The organism is Clavibacter sp. VKM Ac-2872, from assembly GCF_015351105.1.
In the GTDB taxonomy this organism is placed as follows: domain Bacteria; phylum Actinomycetota; class Actinomycetes; order Actinomycetales; family Microbacteriaceae; genus Clavibacter.
The window spans coordinates 1,110,462-1,126,105 of record NZ_JADKRR010000001.1 but is presented as its reverse complement, the minus strand read 5'-3'; the positions used below and the strand labels follow the sequence as shown (position 1 = coordinate 1,126,105).

At 74.5% G+C, this 15,644-nt stretch carries 13 protein-coding genes; 4 read left to right on the top strand and 9 right to left on the bottom strand.

The window, feature by feature from the left end:
- Positions 1–61: 61 nt before the first annotated feature.
- The 3 genes from otsB to ITJ40_RS05330 form a co-directional block, all read right to left on the bottom strand.
- The gene (otsB, locus tag ITJ40_RS05340; RefSeq protein WP_194666078.1) at positions 62–889 is read right to left on the bottom strand and encodes a trehalose-phosphatase; all 828 of its coding nucleotides are present in this window, start codon (positions 887–889) and stop codon (positions 62–64) included.
- A gap of 5 nt (positions 890–894) precedes the next feature.
- Complete coding sequence (otsA, locus tag ITJ40_RS05335) at positions 895–2,490, bottom strand: alpha,alpha-trehalose-phosphate synthase (UDP-forming) (RefSeq protein WP_194666077.1); 1,596 nt, start codon at positions 2,488–2,490, stop codon at positions 895–897.
- Between the two features lie 100 nt (positions 2,491–2,590).
- Positions 2,591–3,409, bottom strand: coding sequence for a fructosamine kinase family protein (locus ITJ40_RS05330; RefSeq protein WP_194666076.1), 819 nt, complete (start codon positions 3,407–3,409; stop codon positions 2,591–2,593).
- A gap of 147 nt (positions 3,410–3,556) precedes the next feature.
- Here ITJ40_RS05330 and ITJ40_RS05325 point away from each other — a divergent pair, with 147 nt between their 5' ends.
- Positions 3,557–4,432 carry a sugar phosphate isomerase/epimerase gene (locus tag ITJ40_RS05325; RefSeq protein WP_194666075.1) on the top strand — a complete coding sequence of 292 codons (876 nt, stop codon included), beginning with the start codon at positions 3,557–3,559 and terminating at the stop codon, positions 4,430–4,432.
- Between the two features lie 190 nt (positions 4,433–4,622).
- Positions 4,623–4,925 (top strand): putative quinol monooxygenase, encoded by a 303-nt coding sequence (locus ITJ40_RS05320; protein WP_012037768.1) that lies wholly within the window; start codon positions 4,623–4,625, stop codon positions 4,923–4,925.
- 78 nt (positions 4,926–5,003) lie between these two features.
- On the opposite strand, the gene ITJ40_RS05315 is transcribed toward ITJ40_RS05320, so the two are convergent.
- The 5 genes from ITJ40_RS05315 to ITJ40_RS05295 form a co-directional block, all read right to left on the bottom strand.
- A complete protein-coding gene (locus tag ITJ40_RS05315; RefSeq protein ID WP_194666074.1) occupies positions 5,004–6,314 on the bottom strand; it encodes a hypothetical protein in 1,311 nt (436 codons plus the stop codon).
- Positions 6,315–6,433: 119 nt separating this feature from the next.
- On the bottom strand, positions 6,434–8,329 hold the full coding sequence (locus ITJ40_RS05310; RefSeq protein WP_194666073.1) for a YhgE/Pip domain-containing protein: 1,896 nt from the start codon (positions 8,327–8,329) through the stop codon (positions 6,434–6,436).
- Entirely contained in the window at positions 8,326–11,262 is a 2,937-nt protein-coding gene (locus ITJ40_RS05305) for an MMPL family transporter (RefSeq protein ID WP_194666072.1), read from the bottom strand. The genes ITJ40_RS05310 and ITJ40_RS05305 overlap by 4 nt, the downstream gene beginning before the upstream one ends.
- A 57-nt stretch (positions 11,263–11,319) precedes the next feature.
- Positions 11,320–11,898 carry a TetR/AcrR family transcriptional regulator gene (locus tag ITJ40_RS05300; RefSeq protein WP_194666071.1) on the bottom strand — a complete coding sequence of 193 codons (579 nt, stop codon included), beginning with the start codon at positions 11,896–11,898 and terminating at the stop codon, positions 11,320–11,322.
- Between the two features lie 82 nt (positions 11,899–11,980).
- Positions 11,981–13,135 carry an SLC13 family permease gene (locus ITJ40_RS05295; protein WP_194666070.1) on the bottom strand — a complete coding sequence of 385 codons (1,155 nt, stop codon included), beginning with the start codon at positions 13,133–13,135 and terminating at the stop codon, positions 11,981–11,983.
- Between the two features lie 157 nt (positions 13,136–13,292).
- Here ITJ40_RS05295 and ITJ40_RS05290 point away from each other — a divergent pair, with 157 nt between their 5' ends.
- Positions 13,293–13,481 carry a hypothetical protein gene (locus ITJ40_RS05290; protein WP_043560687.1) on the top strand — a complete coding sequence of 63 codons (189 nt, stop codon included), beginning with the start codon at positions 13,293–13,295 and terminating at the stop codon, positions 13,479–13,481.
- A 59-nt stretch (positions 13,482–13,540) separates the two neighbouring features.
- Here ITJ40_RS05290 and ITJ40_RS05285 read toward each other — a convergent pair whose 3' ends face one another.
- On the bottom strand, positions 13,541–14,770 hold the full coding sequence (locus tag ITJ40_RS05285) for a mechanosensitive ion channel domain-containing protein (protein WP_194666069.1): 1,230 nt from the start codon (positions 14,768–14,770) through the stop codon (positions 13,541–13,543).
- Positions 14,771–14,981: 211 nt separating this feature from the next.
- On the opposite strand from ITJ40_RS05285, the gene ITJ40_RS05280 reads away from it, so the two are divergent.
- Entirely contained in the window at positions 14,982–15,638 is a 657-nt protein-coding gene (locus ITJ40_RS05280; protein WP_228511816.1) for a hypothetical protein, read from the top strand.
- The last annotated feature ends 6 nt before the right edge of the window (positions 15,639–15,644 follow it).

Sequence of the window (15,644 nt, the reverse complement as noted above, 5' to 3'; positions counted from 1 at the left end):
TCGCGAGTCGGCTATTTCCCCAGTCTACCTGAGCCCTGCCTGAGAGACCTGGGCGCGCGCGTCAGTCGGGGTGGACGGCCGGCTCGGCCCGGAGGTCCGCGAGCACCTGGAGCACGCGCGCGACATCGTGCGGGCCGTCGACGCGGAAGTCCGCCGCCGTGGCGCCCGTGCCGCTCTTGAGCCCGAGGTCGCCGGCCTGGAGCGCCGCGAACGCGTCCTCGTCGGTGACGTCGTCGCCCGCGTAGAAGACGGCGGTCGCCTCGGCGTACCGGCGCAGGTGCTCGACTGCCTCGCCCTTGGTGGCGTGCCGGACGCTGAACTCGAGCACGTCCTTGCCGGAGCGCACCTTGAGGCCCTCCACCTCCGCGTGCGCCTCCTGCGTGGCGACGAGGTGCGCGATGCGGCTGTGCTTCTCCGTCGCGAGGCGCGTGTGCAGGGCGAAGCCCGCGGGCTTCTCCTCGATCCACACCTCGTCGAGCGAGTCGGCGACCTGGCCGAGCACGTCCGACAGCACGCCGCGCTGGGTGAGCTCGCCCTCGTCCAGCGTGAGCTCGATGTCGTCGGTGTCGAGGCGGATCTCCACCCCGTGCGACCCGACGAGCAGCACGTCGTCCGGCAGGTCGGCCACGGCCTCGAGGCTCCGCAGCGCGCGGCCGGACACGAGCGCGACGCGCGTCTCCGGCAGGGCGAGCAGAGCGAGCACCGCCGCGCGGGCCTCGGGCACCGCGCGCGCCTTCTCGGGATCGTCGACCTCGGGCGCGAGCGTGCCGTCGAAGTCGAGGGCGACCAGCAGGCGCGGCGTGCGCGCGAGCTCGGTGAGCGCCTCGAACAGGCGGCCCGGGAATCCGCGACCGCCCTTGGCCTGGATGTCGGTGGTCAGCTCGGCCACGCGCGCTACCAGCCCTCGTCCATGAGCGGCTCGACGACCTCTTCGTCGGGTCCCTCGTGGATCGAGGCGGCGTGCGTGCGCCCGAGGTCGGCGAGGAACGAGCTCGACCACGCGGCCACGTCGTTCTCGAACACGCGCTTGCGGAGCGACCGCATGCGCTTGCGCTGCTCGGCCTTCGGCATCTCGATGGCGCGGAGGATCGCCTCCTTGAGGCCCTCGATGTCGTGCGGGTTCACGAGGAGCGCGGCCTTCAGCTCGTCGGCGGCGCCCGCGAACTCGCTCAGCACGAGCACGCCCTCGTCCGAGTGCTTGGTGGCCACGTACTCCTTGGCGACGAGGTTCATGCCGTCGCGGAGGGCGGTGACGAGCATCACGTCGGCGGCCAGGCACAGCGCCACCATCTCCTCGCGCGGGTAGCCGTGGTGCAGGTAGCTGATGGCGGTGTGGCTGATGGAGCCGTAGTCGCCGTTGATGCGGCCGACCGTGAGCTCGATCTCGTCGCGCAGCTGCTTGTAGGTCTCCACCCGCTCGCGGCTCGGGCTCGCGACCTGCACGAGCGTCGCGTCCTCCACCTTCACGCGGCCGTCCGCGAGGAGCTCGCCGAACGCCTTGAGGCGGTGGCCGATGCCCTTCGTGTAGTCGAGGCGGTCGACGCCGAGCAGGATCGTGCGCGGGTTGCCGAGGTCGGCGCGGATCTGACGCGCGCGCTCCTGGATGGCCGGGTCCTTGGCCAGCTCCTCGTAGCTGCGGGCGTCGATCGAGATCGGGTAGTGCTTCGCGACGACCTGGCGCGTGCGGAGCTCGCGGACGGGCTTCGACGGCTTGGTGCCCGGGACCGTGAGCGGGATGCCGCCGCGCACGGGGACGTCGACGGTGGATCCGCGCGTCGTGTACCCGAAGAGGCGGCGCACCGCGCGCGTGAAGTTGCCGGCGTCGGCGACGCGCTGGAAGCCGATGACGTCGGCGCCGAGGAGGCCCTCGATGATCTGCGTGCGCCAGGGCAGCTGCGAGTAGATGCCGTAGGGCGGGAACGGGATGTGGTTGAAGAACCCGATGGTGAGGTCCGGCCGCTGCTCGCGGAGCATCTTCGGGACGAGCTGCAGCTGGTAGTCCTGCACCCACACGGTCGCGCCGGGCGCGGCGGCCTTCGCGGCGGCGTCGGCGAAGCGCTGGTTGACGGTGACGTAGGTGTCCCACCACTCGCGGTGGTAGCTCGGCTGCGCGATGACGTCGTGGTACAGCGGCCACAGCGTGTCGTTGGAGAAGCCCTCGTAGTACTCGGCGAGGTCCTGCTCGGTGAGCGTGACGGGGATGATCGAGATGCCGTCGTCGACGAAGGGCTCGACGTCGTGGTCGGCGATGCCCGGCCAGCCCACCCACGCGCCCTCGTTGGCGCGCATCACGGGCTCGAGCGCCGTGACCAGGCCGCCCGGCGAGTGCCGCCAGGACGTGGTGCCGTCGGGGGCGACGACGCGGTCGACCGGGAGGCGGTTCGACACGACGACGAGGTCGTAGGCGCCGGGCTCGACGTCGGCGCCGTCGTGCGCGGCGGGCCTCGTCGGCTCGGTCGCGGAGGGCGTGGATGAAGGTGGCGGAGTCACGGTTCCCGTCTCGGTTGCGCAGAGCTCTGTGGTACCTGCTCGGTGAGTCGAGGCTACCAGCCCCACCCGGGCCTGACCGGGGGTGTCGCGTCCGCCGGCGTCACATCCGGAGCACCGCGCGGGCCGCGTCGTGCAGCGCGTCGCCGTAGGCCGGGCCGTGCGACGCGGCGTGCACGGCGAGCGGATGCAGCTGGTGCAGCTGCACGCGTGCCCGCCAGCCGACGGCGAGGGACCCGGTGTCCGCGTAGGCGCCGAGGAGGTCGTCGAGGCCCGGGCAGCCGAAGAGCGCGAGCATGGCGAGGTCGGTCTCGTGGTGGCCGCCGTGCGCGGCGGGGTCGATGAGGACCGCGCCGGCGTCCGTCCACTGCACGTTGCCCGCCCAGAGGTCGCCGTGGATCCGCGCGGGTGGCGCCGGGTCGTCGAATCGGCCGTCGGCGGCGAGGTCGCACGCGCGCTCCACGTCGGACGCCTGCGCGGCGGTCGCGTTCCCGGCGTCGACCGCGCGGCGGAGGTACGGCAGCACGCGCTCCCGGGCGTACCAGGCGCCCCAGCCGCCCTCCGGTGCGCCCGCGGCGCGCAGCGACAGCGGCTGACGGCCGATGAACGCCGGGCCGTCGAGACCACGCGGCGGCGATCCGAACGCCGGCGCGCCCGCGTCGTGCGTGACGGCGAGCGCCGCACCGAGCGCGCGGGCCGCCTCGCGCGTGGGCCGGGCGGGCGCGAGGCGCTCGAGGTCGATGCGGCCGGGCGCGACGTCGCGCACCCGCACCACGCGCGCTCCCCCGTCGGGCTCGGCCTCCGCGAGCCACGCGAGCCCGGCCGCCTCCGCCTCGAAGAACCCGCGCGGCGCATCGGGCCGCTCCTTCCGGAACGCGCCGGCGCTCCCGCCCCCGCTCCCGCCCGATGCCGCAGCCGCCATGCCCGCCCCTCGCCTCGCGGGCGGCTCGTCGGCCGCCCTCCCGTCGCATCCAGCATGCCGACCCCCGCTGTCCGCGTCGCGCACCCGACACGCGCCGGACCGCCCGCGTACCCCGCGGGCACAGGGCCGGCAGGTAGGGTCGCCGACGTGATCCGAGTAGGCATGAGCACGACCTGCGTGTACCCCCAGCCCGTCGAGAACGCGTTCGTCATGGCCAAGCGCGCCGGCTTCGACGGCGTCGAGATCATGGTGACGAACGACGAGGTCACCCAGGACGCCGACGCCCTCCGCGCGCTGTCGGAGAGGCACGGCCTGCCCGTCCTCTCCATCCACGCGCCCGTGCTGCTGCTCACGCACTTCGTGTGGGGCCGTGACCCGAAGGTGAAGCTGGAGCGGTCGGCCGAGCTCGCCCGCGCGGTCGGCGCCCCCGCTGTCGTGGTGCACCCGCCGTTCCGGTGGCAGGCCGGCTACGCCGAGTCGTTCCTCGACATCGTGCGCTCCATCCAGACGGAGACGGGCGTCGAGATCGCGGTCGAGAACATGTTCCCGTGGCAGGTCGCCGGCCGCAGCATGAAGGCGTACGCGCCCGGCTGGGATCCGCGCGACATGGACTGCGACGCCACCACGCTCGACTTCTCGCACGCCTCGCTCTCCGGCCAGGACGCGCTCGAGATGGCCAAGGCCCTCGGCCCGCGCCTGCGCCACGTCCACCTGTGCGACGGATCCGGCTCGCAGGACGACGGCCGCATCCTCGACGAGCACCTCCTGCCCGGCCGCGGCACGCAGCCCGTCGCCGAGACCCTCCGCTGGCTCGCCGAGCAGGGCTGGCAGGGCGGCGTCGTCGCCGAGGTCAACACCCGCAAGGCCAAGACCGAGGAGCAGCGCCTCGCCATGCTCGTCGAGACGCGCGAGTTCGCGCAGCGGCAGCTCCGGCTCGACATGGCGCCCGAGAAGACGCCCGTCGCGCCGCCCGTGGTCTCCGGGTACCAGCGGCTCCGCACCGCGCTCCGACGCGACAGGTGAGCCGCCGGGCGCCGGACCGGGCGCCCGCCATCCCCTCTCCGCGCGCCGCCCCTGCTGCGCCGACACGCCCGCTCGACCGGGTCGGGACTGCTGCACGACCGCACGGGGTTGGATGGACGAGGGGAACGTCCCCGCACATGATCGACGTCGCGCGCGGCCCCGCCCGCCCGCCGTCGGGACCGGAGACACCATGAGCACCACCGTGCACCTCGAGATCCAGGTCGACGAGAGCCGCCTGGCCGACGTCGCCGACGTCCTCGCCGAGACCCTGCAGGCCACGCGCGCGTTCGCGGGCAACGAGGGCCTGGAGGTCCTCGTCGACGACGCCGACCCCGCCCGCATGGTCGTCGTGGAGCAGTGGGCGTCGACCGCCGACCACGACGCCTACGTCGCCTGGAGGGCCACGCCGGAGGGCGCCGCGCGCCTCGGCGAGGTGCTGGCCGCGCCGCCCGTGACCCGCGTGTTCAGCGGGCGCATCGCGCTCGCGCTGTAGCGGCGCGCGCACGACGCACGACGAGGGCCGCCCGGGCATCCGGGCGGCCCTCGTCGTGCGCGATGCGGGATCCGGCGGTCAGCGCCCGCTGAGGTCGTAGGGGCGGTGGTGCGGGTCCACCGTGGCGAGGTACCCGCCGTCCGCGAGGGCGGACGGGACCGCGATCGTCCCGCGCACCGTCGCCGTCGTGCCCGCGACGTCGATCTCGAGCACGGACCCCGTGCCCGCCCGAGACAGGAACAGCTCGGAGCCGTCGTCGGACGCCGCGAGGAAGCGCGCGGCGGATCCCGCGCCCGGCGCCTGCCCGAGCGCCGGCAGACGCACGGTCGTCACGGCGCCGTCGTACAGCCCCGCGCGTCCGCGGGCCACGAGGGACAGCGCGTCCACGCCGCCGGAGGTCACGACCGCGGCCGCGTAGCCGGGCGTGACGACCGCGCGGGTCGACATCCCCGAGCCGAGCGCCACGCTCGCGACGCCCGCGTCGCGCATCGACGACGACGTGAGCAGCGTGGGAGCCCCCGGCCCGGTGCCCGTCTGCGTGCCCACGGCGGTCTCGCCGTCCGGCGCCATGCGGGGCCGGTAGCTCTGCACGGCGGGTTCGGGGTACGGCCGGGAGACCGACGCGCCGAAGCCGCCGCGCGTCAGCGGCACCGTCTCGATCCCGTCGTGCAGCGTCGATCCGATCGCGGTGCCGCGCGCGTCCGCCACGGGGCCGTGCGGGTACGCGCCGAGCGGGGTGGTCGCCACGGGCGTCGGGGAGGTGTCGCCGCCGAGGATCGCCGCCACGTCGTACGCGTCGAGGCGGCCGCCCGCGGTCACGACGAGCCGCAGCGGCGAGCCGACGAGGAACGTCTCCATCTCCTCCGTGCCGCGCTCCCCCGTCGTGGCCAGGGTGACCTCGCTCGTGCGCACGGTGGCGGTGCGGGCCAGGCCCTTGCGGGTGTCGAGCACCGTGACCTGCTGGGTGGTGGATCCGTCGATGTCCGAGCCGACCGCGACGAACCGGTGGCTCGGGTCGTCCGCGATCCAGCCGGCCCGGGTCCATGCGCCGGCGGCGGCGGGGATGGGCGTGGCGGACGCGATGCGCGGGACGCCCGCCGACGTGATGTCGACGAGGTCGAGCCGCGGCCCGGCCTCGTCGACGAAGGCCACGCGGCCGTGGCCCATCTGGATCACGCCCGCGTGCGTGCCGAGCACCGCGTCCGGCAGAGCGCCGGTGATGCGGCCGGTCGACGCGTCGACGACCGAGACGTCGTGGGCGGACGGATCCGCGACGAGCAGCCACCTGGCGCGGGGTGCCGCCTCGGCAGCCGGGGTGGGTGCCGCGAGCGAGCCCGCGAGGAGGCCGAGGGCGGCGACGCCGGCGGCGAGGAGGGAGGGGATGCGCATGGGACCGCTTTCTGAGAATGGTTCTCAGAAGAATACGGGCTCCGTGACGCGCTCGCGACGCGCCGTGCGCCGTCCCGCCCCGGCGACCGGCCGACGCGCGCGGCCGCCGGGGCGTGACGTCACATGGCGACCGCGACCGAGGACGGCGCCGTCCCGGGCACGAGCCCGAGGCTCGTCGCGCGGCGGGAGCGCCTGGTCACGAGGTACGACACCGCGAGGCTCAGCAGCAGGAACACCGCGAGCACGCCCGCCGCGCCCCACGCGACGCCCGGGGCTCCGCCCGCGATGATCGCCTGCATGCCCGACGCCGCGTACGTCAGCGGCAGGAACGGGCTGATCGCCTGGATGGGCGCGGCCAGGAGCTGCAGCGGGATCACCCCGCCCATCGCCGCGGCCTGGACGGCCAGGAGGATGAGCGACACCACGAGCCCGGCGCGGCCGAACGCCTGCCGGAGCAGGTGGTGGATCGCCGTGAAGGCCGCCGCCGTGACGGCCGCGAACCCGAGGGTCGCGGGCAGCAGCGCGAGGGACAGCCCGAGCGCGGCGTGCACGAGCGCGACGAGCAGCACGACCTGGGCGAGCGCGATGAGGGCGGCGCGCCCGAGCACGCGCCCCATCACCCGGCCGGTCGCGGCCGAGGAGGCGAGCAGCCGGCGGGCGGCCGGACGCAGCACGAGGAACGTCGCGAACGCGCCGAGCCAGAGGCCGATGGGGACGAAGATCGCGGCGATGGCGTCGCCCGGGCTGGAGATCTCGTTCTCGCGGTCGACCGTGAGGCCGACCGGATCCGCGACGACGCCCGAGGCCCGGGACGCCTGGTCGGCGTCGAGCGACGGGATCTGCTCGGCGCCCTGCGCGAGGCCCTGCCCGAGGTCGGTCGCGCCCGACGACAGCGACGTGGCGCCGGTCGCGAGGTCGCCCGCGCCCGTGGCCGCGGACGTCGTGCCGGTGCGCAGCCGACCGAGGCCGTCGCTCAGCTGGCGGGCGCCGGAGACGAGCGCCGGCCCGTTGGCCGCGAGCTGCGAGGCGCCGGACGCGCTCTGCCCGATGCCCTGCTGCACGCCCTGGATCCCGGCGGCCGCCTTCGACGCGAGGTCCTGGCCCTGCGCCGCGTACTGGTCGAGCCCCTGCTCGAGCGGCTGGAGCTGGGCCGCGATGGGCGCGCTCTGCGGGTTCTCGGCGAGCTGCTGCCGCAGCCCCGCCACCTGCGCCGCGATCTTCCCGGCCCCGCCCGCGTACTCCCCGACGCCGTCGGAGACCTGGGACAGCCCGGCGGCCCCGGTCTGCAGCCGGTCGAGCCCCGAGGAGAGCTGCGAGACGCCGCCCGTGTAGGTGCCGAGGCCGTCGGCGAGCTTCGACGCGCCCTGCTGGGACTGCCCGACGCCGTCGCCGAGCTGCGTGATCCCGTCGCCGAGGGTGGTCGCGCCCGCGGAGAGCTGGGTGGCGCCGTCGGCCAGCTTGTCCGCCCCGGCGCCCGCGTCCGTGAGCGAGCCCTTGAGGCCGCCGAAGGTCGTGTAGATGCCGGAGACGAACTGCGAGGTGATGGCGTTGCCGAACACGCTCGTCATGCCGACGCCCACGGCCTGGGTGGCCGCCCCCGTCAGGTAGCCGTGGGCGTCGTCCGTCTTCACGCTGATCTGCGCGCGCTCGGGGGCGTCCGTCGACAGCGACACGATCGACGCGGAGAAGTCCTTCGGCACGGTGAGCACCGCGTAGACCTCGCCGTCGTCGAGCATCCGCTGGGCCTCGTCGGCGTTCGTGATGGTCCAGTCGAAGGCCTGGTTGTCGTCCGAGGTCAGCTGGGTGACGAGCAGGCGGCCGGCGAGCACGGGTGACTCGGTGCCGTCCTGGGCCTTCTGCTGGACCATCTCGTCCTGGTTGACGATGGCGGCCGGCACGCGCTCGACGCCCTTCGCGACGTCCGACAGCGAGCCGATGAAGAGGCCGGCGACCGCGAGCGGCACGATCGCGACGAGGGCGACGGCGAGGCGTCTGCGGGTGGAGCGGATGGTCATCGGACGGTCTCCTTGCCGGTCGTGACGGGCTGGTCGATGTCGGGGCGCTCGACGGCGCCTGGCGCGTCGTCGGCGGCGAGGCGGAGGCGCACGGTCGGCCTCCCCGGGATCCGGTGGTCGTCCGGGAACCACGGCGCGCCCACGAGGACGGTCGTGCTCTCGTGGACGAGCACGAGCAGGGCGGCGAGGAACGCGCGCTCGGCGGCGGCGTCCGGGAACGGATCCACCACGTCGAGCACGAGCACGGGAGCGCGTCCCGCTGCGGCCACGGCCGTCAGGGCGATCGCGCGCTCGAGCGGCAGGAGCGATCCCACCGGGTCGTCGGCGCCGATGGGCCGGGCACCCGCCGCCTCGGCGGCGCGGCCGATGCGGTCGAGCCACTCCTCCTGCCGGGCGCGGGCACCGCGACGGCGGCCGAGCGGCTCGGACAGGTCGATGCGCTCGGCGAGGAGGTCCCCCACGGTCAGCCCGGAGTCCACCCGGTCCACGCGGCCGAGGTCGGCCATCGCGACGCTCGTGAGGACGCGACCGGATTCCGAGGCGAGCGGGTGGCCCGCGACGTGCGCGCGGCCGGACAGCGGCGCGAGCCGGGCGCCGAGCGTGGCGCCGAGGAGGCGCCGGTCGGCGACCTCGCCCTCGACGAGCACGAGGGATCCGGCCGGGGCGCTGAGGTCGACGGGCAGGAGCCTGCGGCCCGGGACCCCCGCGACGAGCCGCTCCGCCGCGACGGCGGCACCGGACGCGCGGGCCCAGTCGACGTCGTCCTGGTGCTCGCGGAGGCCCTCGCCCTCGATGTCGACGTCCGGGAGGATCCGGTCGAGCCAGCGCGGGATCCACCACGCGCGCTTCCCGAGGAGGGCCATGGCGGCGGGCACCAGGGTCATGCGCACGAGGAAGGCGTCGAAGAAGATGCCGACCGCGAGCCCGAGGGCGATGGTCTTGATCACGCCGGCGCCCTCGGGCACGAACGCCGCGAACACGAAGAACATGATGAGCGCGGCGGCCGTCACGACGCGGGCGGCGCCCGAGAAGCCCGTGACGATGGCCCGCTTCGCGTCGCCGTGGTGCACGAAGTCCTCGCGCATCCCGGAGACGAGGAACACCTCGTAGTCCATGGCGAGCCCGAACAGGATCGCCATGAGGAGGATGGGCATGAAGCTGAGGATGGGGCCGGGAGTCACGCCGAGCGCGTCCGCGAACAGGCCCTGCTGGAAGATCAGCACCACGGTGCCGAACGACACGACGACGCTCAGCAGGAAGCCGACCGCGGCCTTCACGGGCACGAAGATCGAGCGGAACACGATCATCAGCAGGATGATCGACAGCCCCACCACCACGATCCCGAACGGCACGAGGGCCTGGTCGAGCCGCTGCGAGATGTCGTTCTGCACAGCCGTCGTGCCGGTGACGGACACGCGCGTGTCGTAGCGGTCCTGGAGGCCGGGGGCGAGGTCGCGGATCGACTGCATGAGCGCCGTCGTCTCGGCCGACTCGGGCGGGCTGTCCGGCACGACCTGGATGATCGCGGTGTCGACGGACGGGTTCGGCGTGCCGGCGCCCACGAACGCCACGTCGTCGAGACCGCGGATCTCGTCGCCGATCTTCCCGAGCACCCCGATCGGATCGGTGGTCTGCGTGATGTCGACGAGCACGACGAGCGGCCCGTTGTGGCCCGGGCCGAACGCGTCGGAGACGGTGTCGTACGCGACGCGGCTGGTGGATCCGGCGGGCGAGGTCGCCCCGCTCGGCAGGCCCAGCTGGAGCTGCGACGCGGGGACGGCGAGGAGGCCGGCGATGCCGATGACGATCACGACGGGGATGATCGGCACCTTGGTGACGATCGCCACCCAGCGCGCGCCGAGCGTGCGCTGCGTCCCCTCGGCCTGCGCCTTCGCGCGGCGGGCGGCCCGCGAGCCCGCCTTCGGCCGGAGCCGCTCGCCCGCGAGGCCGAGCATGGCCGGCAGCAGCGTCGTCGCGACGCCCATGGCGAGCAGCACCGCGAACGCCGCGCCGAGCCCCATCACCGTGAGGAACGGGATCTGCACCACCAGGAGCCCCAGCAGCGCGATGATCACGGTCACGCCCGCGAAGATCACGGCGCTGCCGGCCGTCGCCACCGCGGTCGCCGCCGACCGCTCGACGGGCATGCCGTTGGCGAGCTGCGTCCGGTGCCGCATGAGGATGAAGAGGGCGTAGTCGATGCCCACCGCGAGGCCGATCATCACGGCCAGCAGCGGCGAGGCGCTCGACACCGTGACGAACCTCGAGGCGGCGAGCAGCGCGCCCGCGGACGCCGCGACGCCGACCAGCGCGCCGATGAGCGGGAGCCCCGCCGCGAGCATCGACCCGAAGGTGAGCACCAGCACGAGGCCCGCGAACAGCACGCCGAACGCCTCCGTCACGGTGACGCCGTAGTGGATGTCCTGGAAGAGCTGGCCGCCGAACGACACCGTGAGGCCCGCGTCGGTCGCCGCCTGCGCTGAGGCCCTCAGGGCGTCGAGCGTCGCCTTGGTCACCTGGTCGCTCTGCCCGGAGAACTGCACCGTCGTGATCGCCACGGTGCCGTCGTCGGAGACCGCGTCCGTCGCGTACTCGGAGAACGGCGACAGTGCCGTCGTGACGCCGGGGACCTCCCCCGCGGCCGTCGCGACCGCCTCGATGGCCGTCTTCTCGGCGTCGTCCGTGACCTTCGCGCCCGCGGGGGCCTTCGTCACGATCTGCGCGCTCGCGCCCGCGGCCTGCGGGAACACGGCGGCCAGCCGGTCGATGGCCTCCTGCGACTCGGTGCCCGGGATCGAGAACGACTCCTGCGTCTTCCCGCCGAGCGCGAGGCCGCCGCCCAGCAGGATGCCGAGGACGAGGATCCACGCGGCGATGACGCGCCACGGGTGGAGGAACGAGATCCGGCCGAGCCGGTACAGAAGCGTGGCCATGGGCGGGTGGCTCTCCTTGCGTGGGACGTGCGGGGGATGTGCGGGGGCGGAGCGGGATCAGGCGGAGCGGGTGCCGAGGGGGGCGAGGAGCTCCCCCACGACCACGACGAGAGCAGCCCTGATCTCGTCGTCGGGCAGCGGTTCGTTGGTGGACCAGTCGTCGCTCGCGGCGAGGATGTACGCCGCGCCGCCGAGCGCCACGCCGAAGCGCAGCTGGTCGAGCGTGCTGTCGAGCGCGCCGGCGGTCTCGCCGAGCGCGCGCACGAGGTCGTTGGCCCGCTCGATCACGGCGAGGTGCCCGAGCGAGCGCCCCTGCGTGATGAAGAGGGCCACCTCGTGCCGGTGCAGCAGGAGGAAGTCGATGAAGGGCTCGACGAACTGCCGCCGGGCGTCCGCGTCGCCGCGGATGGAGTCGGCGCGCTGGATGACCTCGGCGAGCGCGTTGATCGTCGGCTCGAGCAGGGCGTCCAGCAGCGCCTCCTTGGAGGCGAAGTGGTAGAGCACGCTCGACTTCGAGTAGCCGGCCTCGTCGGCGATCTGCTGGAGCGAGGTCGCCTGGAAGCCGTCGCGGGCGAAGCGCGCCGCCGCGATCGTGCGGAGCTCGTCGCCGGCGGAGGCGCGGGGGGTTCGGGTCACCCGGAGAGCCTATGTCGACCGATCGGTCAGTCCCTGCACGATCGGTCAGACTCCCAGTCGTCTGCCAGGCGGGGGCGGCCGATCAGCGTGTGAGGACGAAGGCGAGCATCGCGAGGCCGACCGTGAGGGGCGCGACCACGAGGCCCAGCAGCACGTAGCGCGACCACGTGATGTGGACCCCCATGCTCACGAGCCGCTCGTGCCAGAGCAGGGTCGCGAGCGAGGCCCACGGCGTGATGAGCGGGCCCGCGTTGACGCCCACGAGGATCGCGACGAGGCGCTCCGGGGATCCCGCGACGGGCTCGAGCGCGAGGTACGCCGGCAGGTTGTCCACGGCGTTGGCGCTCAGGGTCGCGACGCCCGCGAGCCGGAACAGCGCGGCGGCGTCCTGTCCCTGGCCCGAGACCGCTGCCATGACGGCGGTGAGCCCGAGCGACTGCGCGGCCTCCATCACGATGAACAGGCCCGACGCGAACACCACGAGCTGCCAGGGCAGGAGGCCGAGCCGGAGGACGCGGGGGCGCCGGACGGCCGTGAGGATCGCGAGGACCACGGCCGCGGCGAGCGCGGGGATCCACACCTCGACACCCGAGACGAGCGCCGGCACGAGCAGGCCCACCACGATGGCGCTGCCCACGAGGAGCACGCGGTCGGCGGGGGCGGTCGGCGGCCCGACCTCGTACCGCGTGAAGAGGTCCCTGCGGTGGATCACGAGGATCGCGAGCACGGGCACCGCGATCGCCACGAGCGCGGGCGCGACCGTGAGCGCCGCGAAGCCGGCCGGCCCCAGCCCGCCGAGCTCGTGCTCCGCGAGCAGGTTCGTGAGGTTGGAGACGGGCAGCAGGAGCGATGCGGTGTTCGCGAGCCACACGGTCGTGAGCGCGAACGGGAGCGGCGGGAGCCCGCAGTGCCGGGCGAGCACGACGACCACGGGCGTGAGCAGCACGGCGGTCGTGTCGAGCGACAGGAAGATCGTGCAGAGGCAGGCGAGCACGACGGTCGCGAGCCAGAGGGCCCACGTGCGTCCGCGGCCGAGGCCCGCCGCCCGCTCGGCGATCCAGGTGAACAGGCCCGCCTCGCTGGCGAGCTCGGTGACCACGGTGATCGCGACCACGAAGAGGAGGATCGGCCAGACCCGCTCGTACAGGACGCCGAGGTCGTCGAGCGGGAGGGCTCCGGTGGCCACGGCGACGGCGCCGACGACGAGGAGCACCACCCCGATGAGGGCTGTGCGCACGGGCGCCTCCTGTCTGATCCGCGATCACTGTACTCACCGCCCACGGGGAGTCCGCACCGCCTGCGGAAAGGGGACGCCACGGACGGCGGCGCGCGGCGGCCGGGCGGCGGACGCGACGGCCGGATCCCGGTACCGTGGAAGCACACTGGGAGGTGTCATGCGCAAGTACATCCTGAACGGCAGCGTCCTCAGCGCCCTCGTGGGCGGCTGGAGCACCATGCAGACGACCCGTCGGGGTCCGCGCGACTGGAAGCTCGGGCTCATGTGGCTCAGCTGGGGCATCACGGTGGCGATCGCCATCGGCACGGTCATCGAGGACTCGCGCGACGGGCAGATCGGCAACTAGCCGCCCCACCCCGTGACGCGCACGCCGCTCGGGGCGTGCGCGTCCGTCGTGCGTGGGCGTCAGTCCTGCGTGCGCCAGCGGTCGCCGTCGACCTCGAGGTCGATGCGCTCCTCCGCCGGCACCGTGGAGATGGGCCCGGTGAACAGGCCCGCGCGCGTGTCCCCCTGCGCGGTGCCCGAGAACAGCCCCGTCGGCTCGGGCTCGGCCGCACGGCGTCCCGCGCGGGGCTCGTCGCCGTGCTCGGCCGGATCCACCATCTGCACGCGCGTCCGCGGCAGCGACTGCGGGCTGTGCTCGTGGAGGAACGCGACGAGGCGCTCGCGCACGAGGCAGCGCAGGTCGAACAGGGTGGGGGCGTCGACGGCGGAGACGAGCACCCGGATCCGCACGTAGCCGCCGACCGCGTCCGTCACCTGCAGCACGGAGACGCGCCCGTCCCAGAGGTCGGTCGTGGCCAGCACCCGGTCGAGCTCCTCGCGCATGCTCGCCGGCGTCGCGCGCCAGTCGAGGTCGAGCTCCACCGCGCCGAGGAGCTCCGACTTGGTGCGGGTCCAGTTCTGGAACGGCGTGGTCGTGAAGTAGGTGGACGGCAGCACCATCCGCCGGTCGTCCCAGATGTGGACGACCACGTACGTGAGCGTGATCTCCTCGACGCGCCCCCACTCCGTCTCCACGATGACCACGTCGTCGACCCGGATGGCGTCGCTGAAGGCGAGCTGCATCCCGGCGAACACGTTGGCCAGCGTCGACTGCGCCGCGAGGCCCGCGACGATCGAGACGAGGCCGGCGGAGGCGAGGACGCTCGCACCGGCGGCCCGCGCGCCCGGGAACGTCAGGAGGATCGCGCCGATCGCCACCACCACGATCGCCACCACCGTGAGCCGCCGGATGATGAGCACCTGCGTGCGCACGCGCCGGGCGACCCGGTTGTCCGCCACGTCCACCCGGTAGCGCGCGAGCCCCAGGTCCTCGAAGAAGATCGCGAGGGAGCACACGAGCCAGGCGGCCGCGACGATCGTCAGCACGTGCAGCAGGTGGTCGAGGCCGTCGCGCACCTCGCCCGGCGCGACCGAGGAGCGGAGCGCGATCCACACCGCCACCACGACGAGCAGCACGCGGAACGGCCGTCGGGCGCGGCGGACGAGGCGGGCCGCCCACTCGCGGCGGCGCGCGATGACGCGGACGACGAGGGCGACGATCGCCGTGACGAGCAGGGCGGCGGCCACGGCGGCGAGCAGCGTGACGCTCACGGCGACGACGGGCACGGCGAGCAGGGTGGGCAGGTCCACGGGTCCTCCATACGGGTCGGGCGGACCGCGCTGTCCCGGGCGTCCAGTCTCGCAGGCGCTGTCCGCGGCGACCCTCCCCCCGATTCCGGGAACGGGGGCGCGTCCCGACGCCCCCGCCCCGGGATCACCGGCGTGTCGCGGGTCAGCCCGGGCGTGTCGCGCACGATGATGGTCCCGATCGTCGCTGGTGCGATCGGGGAGGCCGTGGATCATGTTCCGGTGGCGCAGAGGCAAGTCCGTCCCGACCGAGGCCGCGCCCGCGGCGTCCGAGCCGAGGCCCGAGGCACGGCGCCCCGTCGCCGCGCCGGCCGCTCCCCCGGCGCCCGCCGTCTCGACCGCCACCGGCGAACTCGCGGCGATCGCGGCACGGCTGCACGGCGGACCCGTGCGGCCGACCCACGTCCCCGCGCACAAGGCCATGCCGGAGGACCCGTCCGCGGACGCCGCGCGCGCCGGCACCGACGATGCCGCCGACATCGACCGCGAGCCGGACCTCCGCCCGCTCGCCCTGATCGTGCAGGCGGCGCTCGCCCACCACTTCGGCCCCGACGGCGCGTGGGCGCTCGTCCGCCGCACACCCGACAGCACGGCCGGCTTCTTCGACGAGCTGATGACGGCGCACATCGCCCGTGACGTGGCGCTCGCGCTCGGCGCCTCCCCCGCGGCCGCCGACCTGCCGCTCGAGGACGCCCGGGCCACGGGATCGGACGGGGGCGGGTCCACGGCGCGCGACGCCTCCGCGCATCAGGACGCCGTCGCCCGCGAGCTCGCGGTGTTCGACGAGGATCCGCTCGCCGGCTCGCTCGCCGAGCTCGCCGGGGACCCGCGCCGCGTCCCCGCCGCGCTCCGCGCCGTCCTCCGCGCCTAGTCGGTC

Excerpts from the sequence above, each read along its gene's own strand:
- ITJ40_RS05315 (WP_194666074.1), bottom strand. The coding sequence starts at position 6,314 with ATGCGCATCCCCTCCCTCCTCGCCGCCGGCGTCGCCGCCCTCGGCCTC.
- ITJ40_RS05320 (WP_012037768.1), top strand. The coding sequence starts at position 4,623 with ATGAGCACCACCGTGCACCTCGAGATCCAGGTCGACGAGAGCCGCCTG.
- ITJ40_RS05280 (WP_228511816.1), top strand. The coding sequence starts at position 14,982 with ATGTTCCGGTGGCGCAGAGGCAAGTCCGTCCCGACCGAGGCCGCGCCC.
- ITJ40_RS05310 (WP_194666073.1), bottom strand. The coding sequence starts at position 8,329 with ATGACCATCCGCTCCACCCGCAGACGCCTCGCCGTCGCCCTCGTCGCG.
- ITJ40_RS05330 (WP_194666076.1), bottom strand. The coding sequence starts at position 3,409 with ATGGCGGCTGCGGCATCGGGCGGGAGCGGGGGCGGGAGCGCCGGCGCG.
- ITJ40_RS05305 (WP_194666072.1), bottom strand. The coding sequence starts at position 11,262 with ATGGCCACGCTTCTGTACCGGCTCGGCCGGATCTCGTTCCTCCACCCG.
- ITJ40_RS05290 (WP_043560687.1), top strand. The coding sequence starts at position 13,293 with ATGCGCAAGTACATCCTGAACGGCAGCGTCCTCAGCGCCCTCGTGGGC.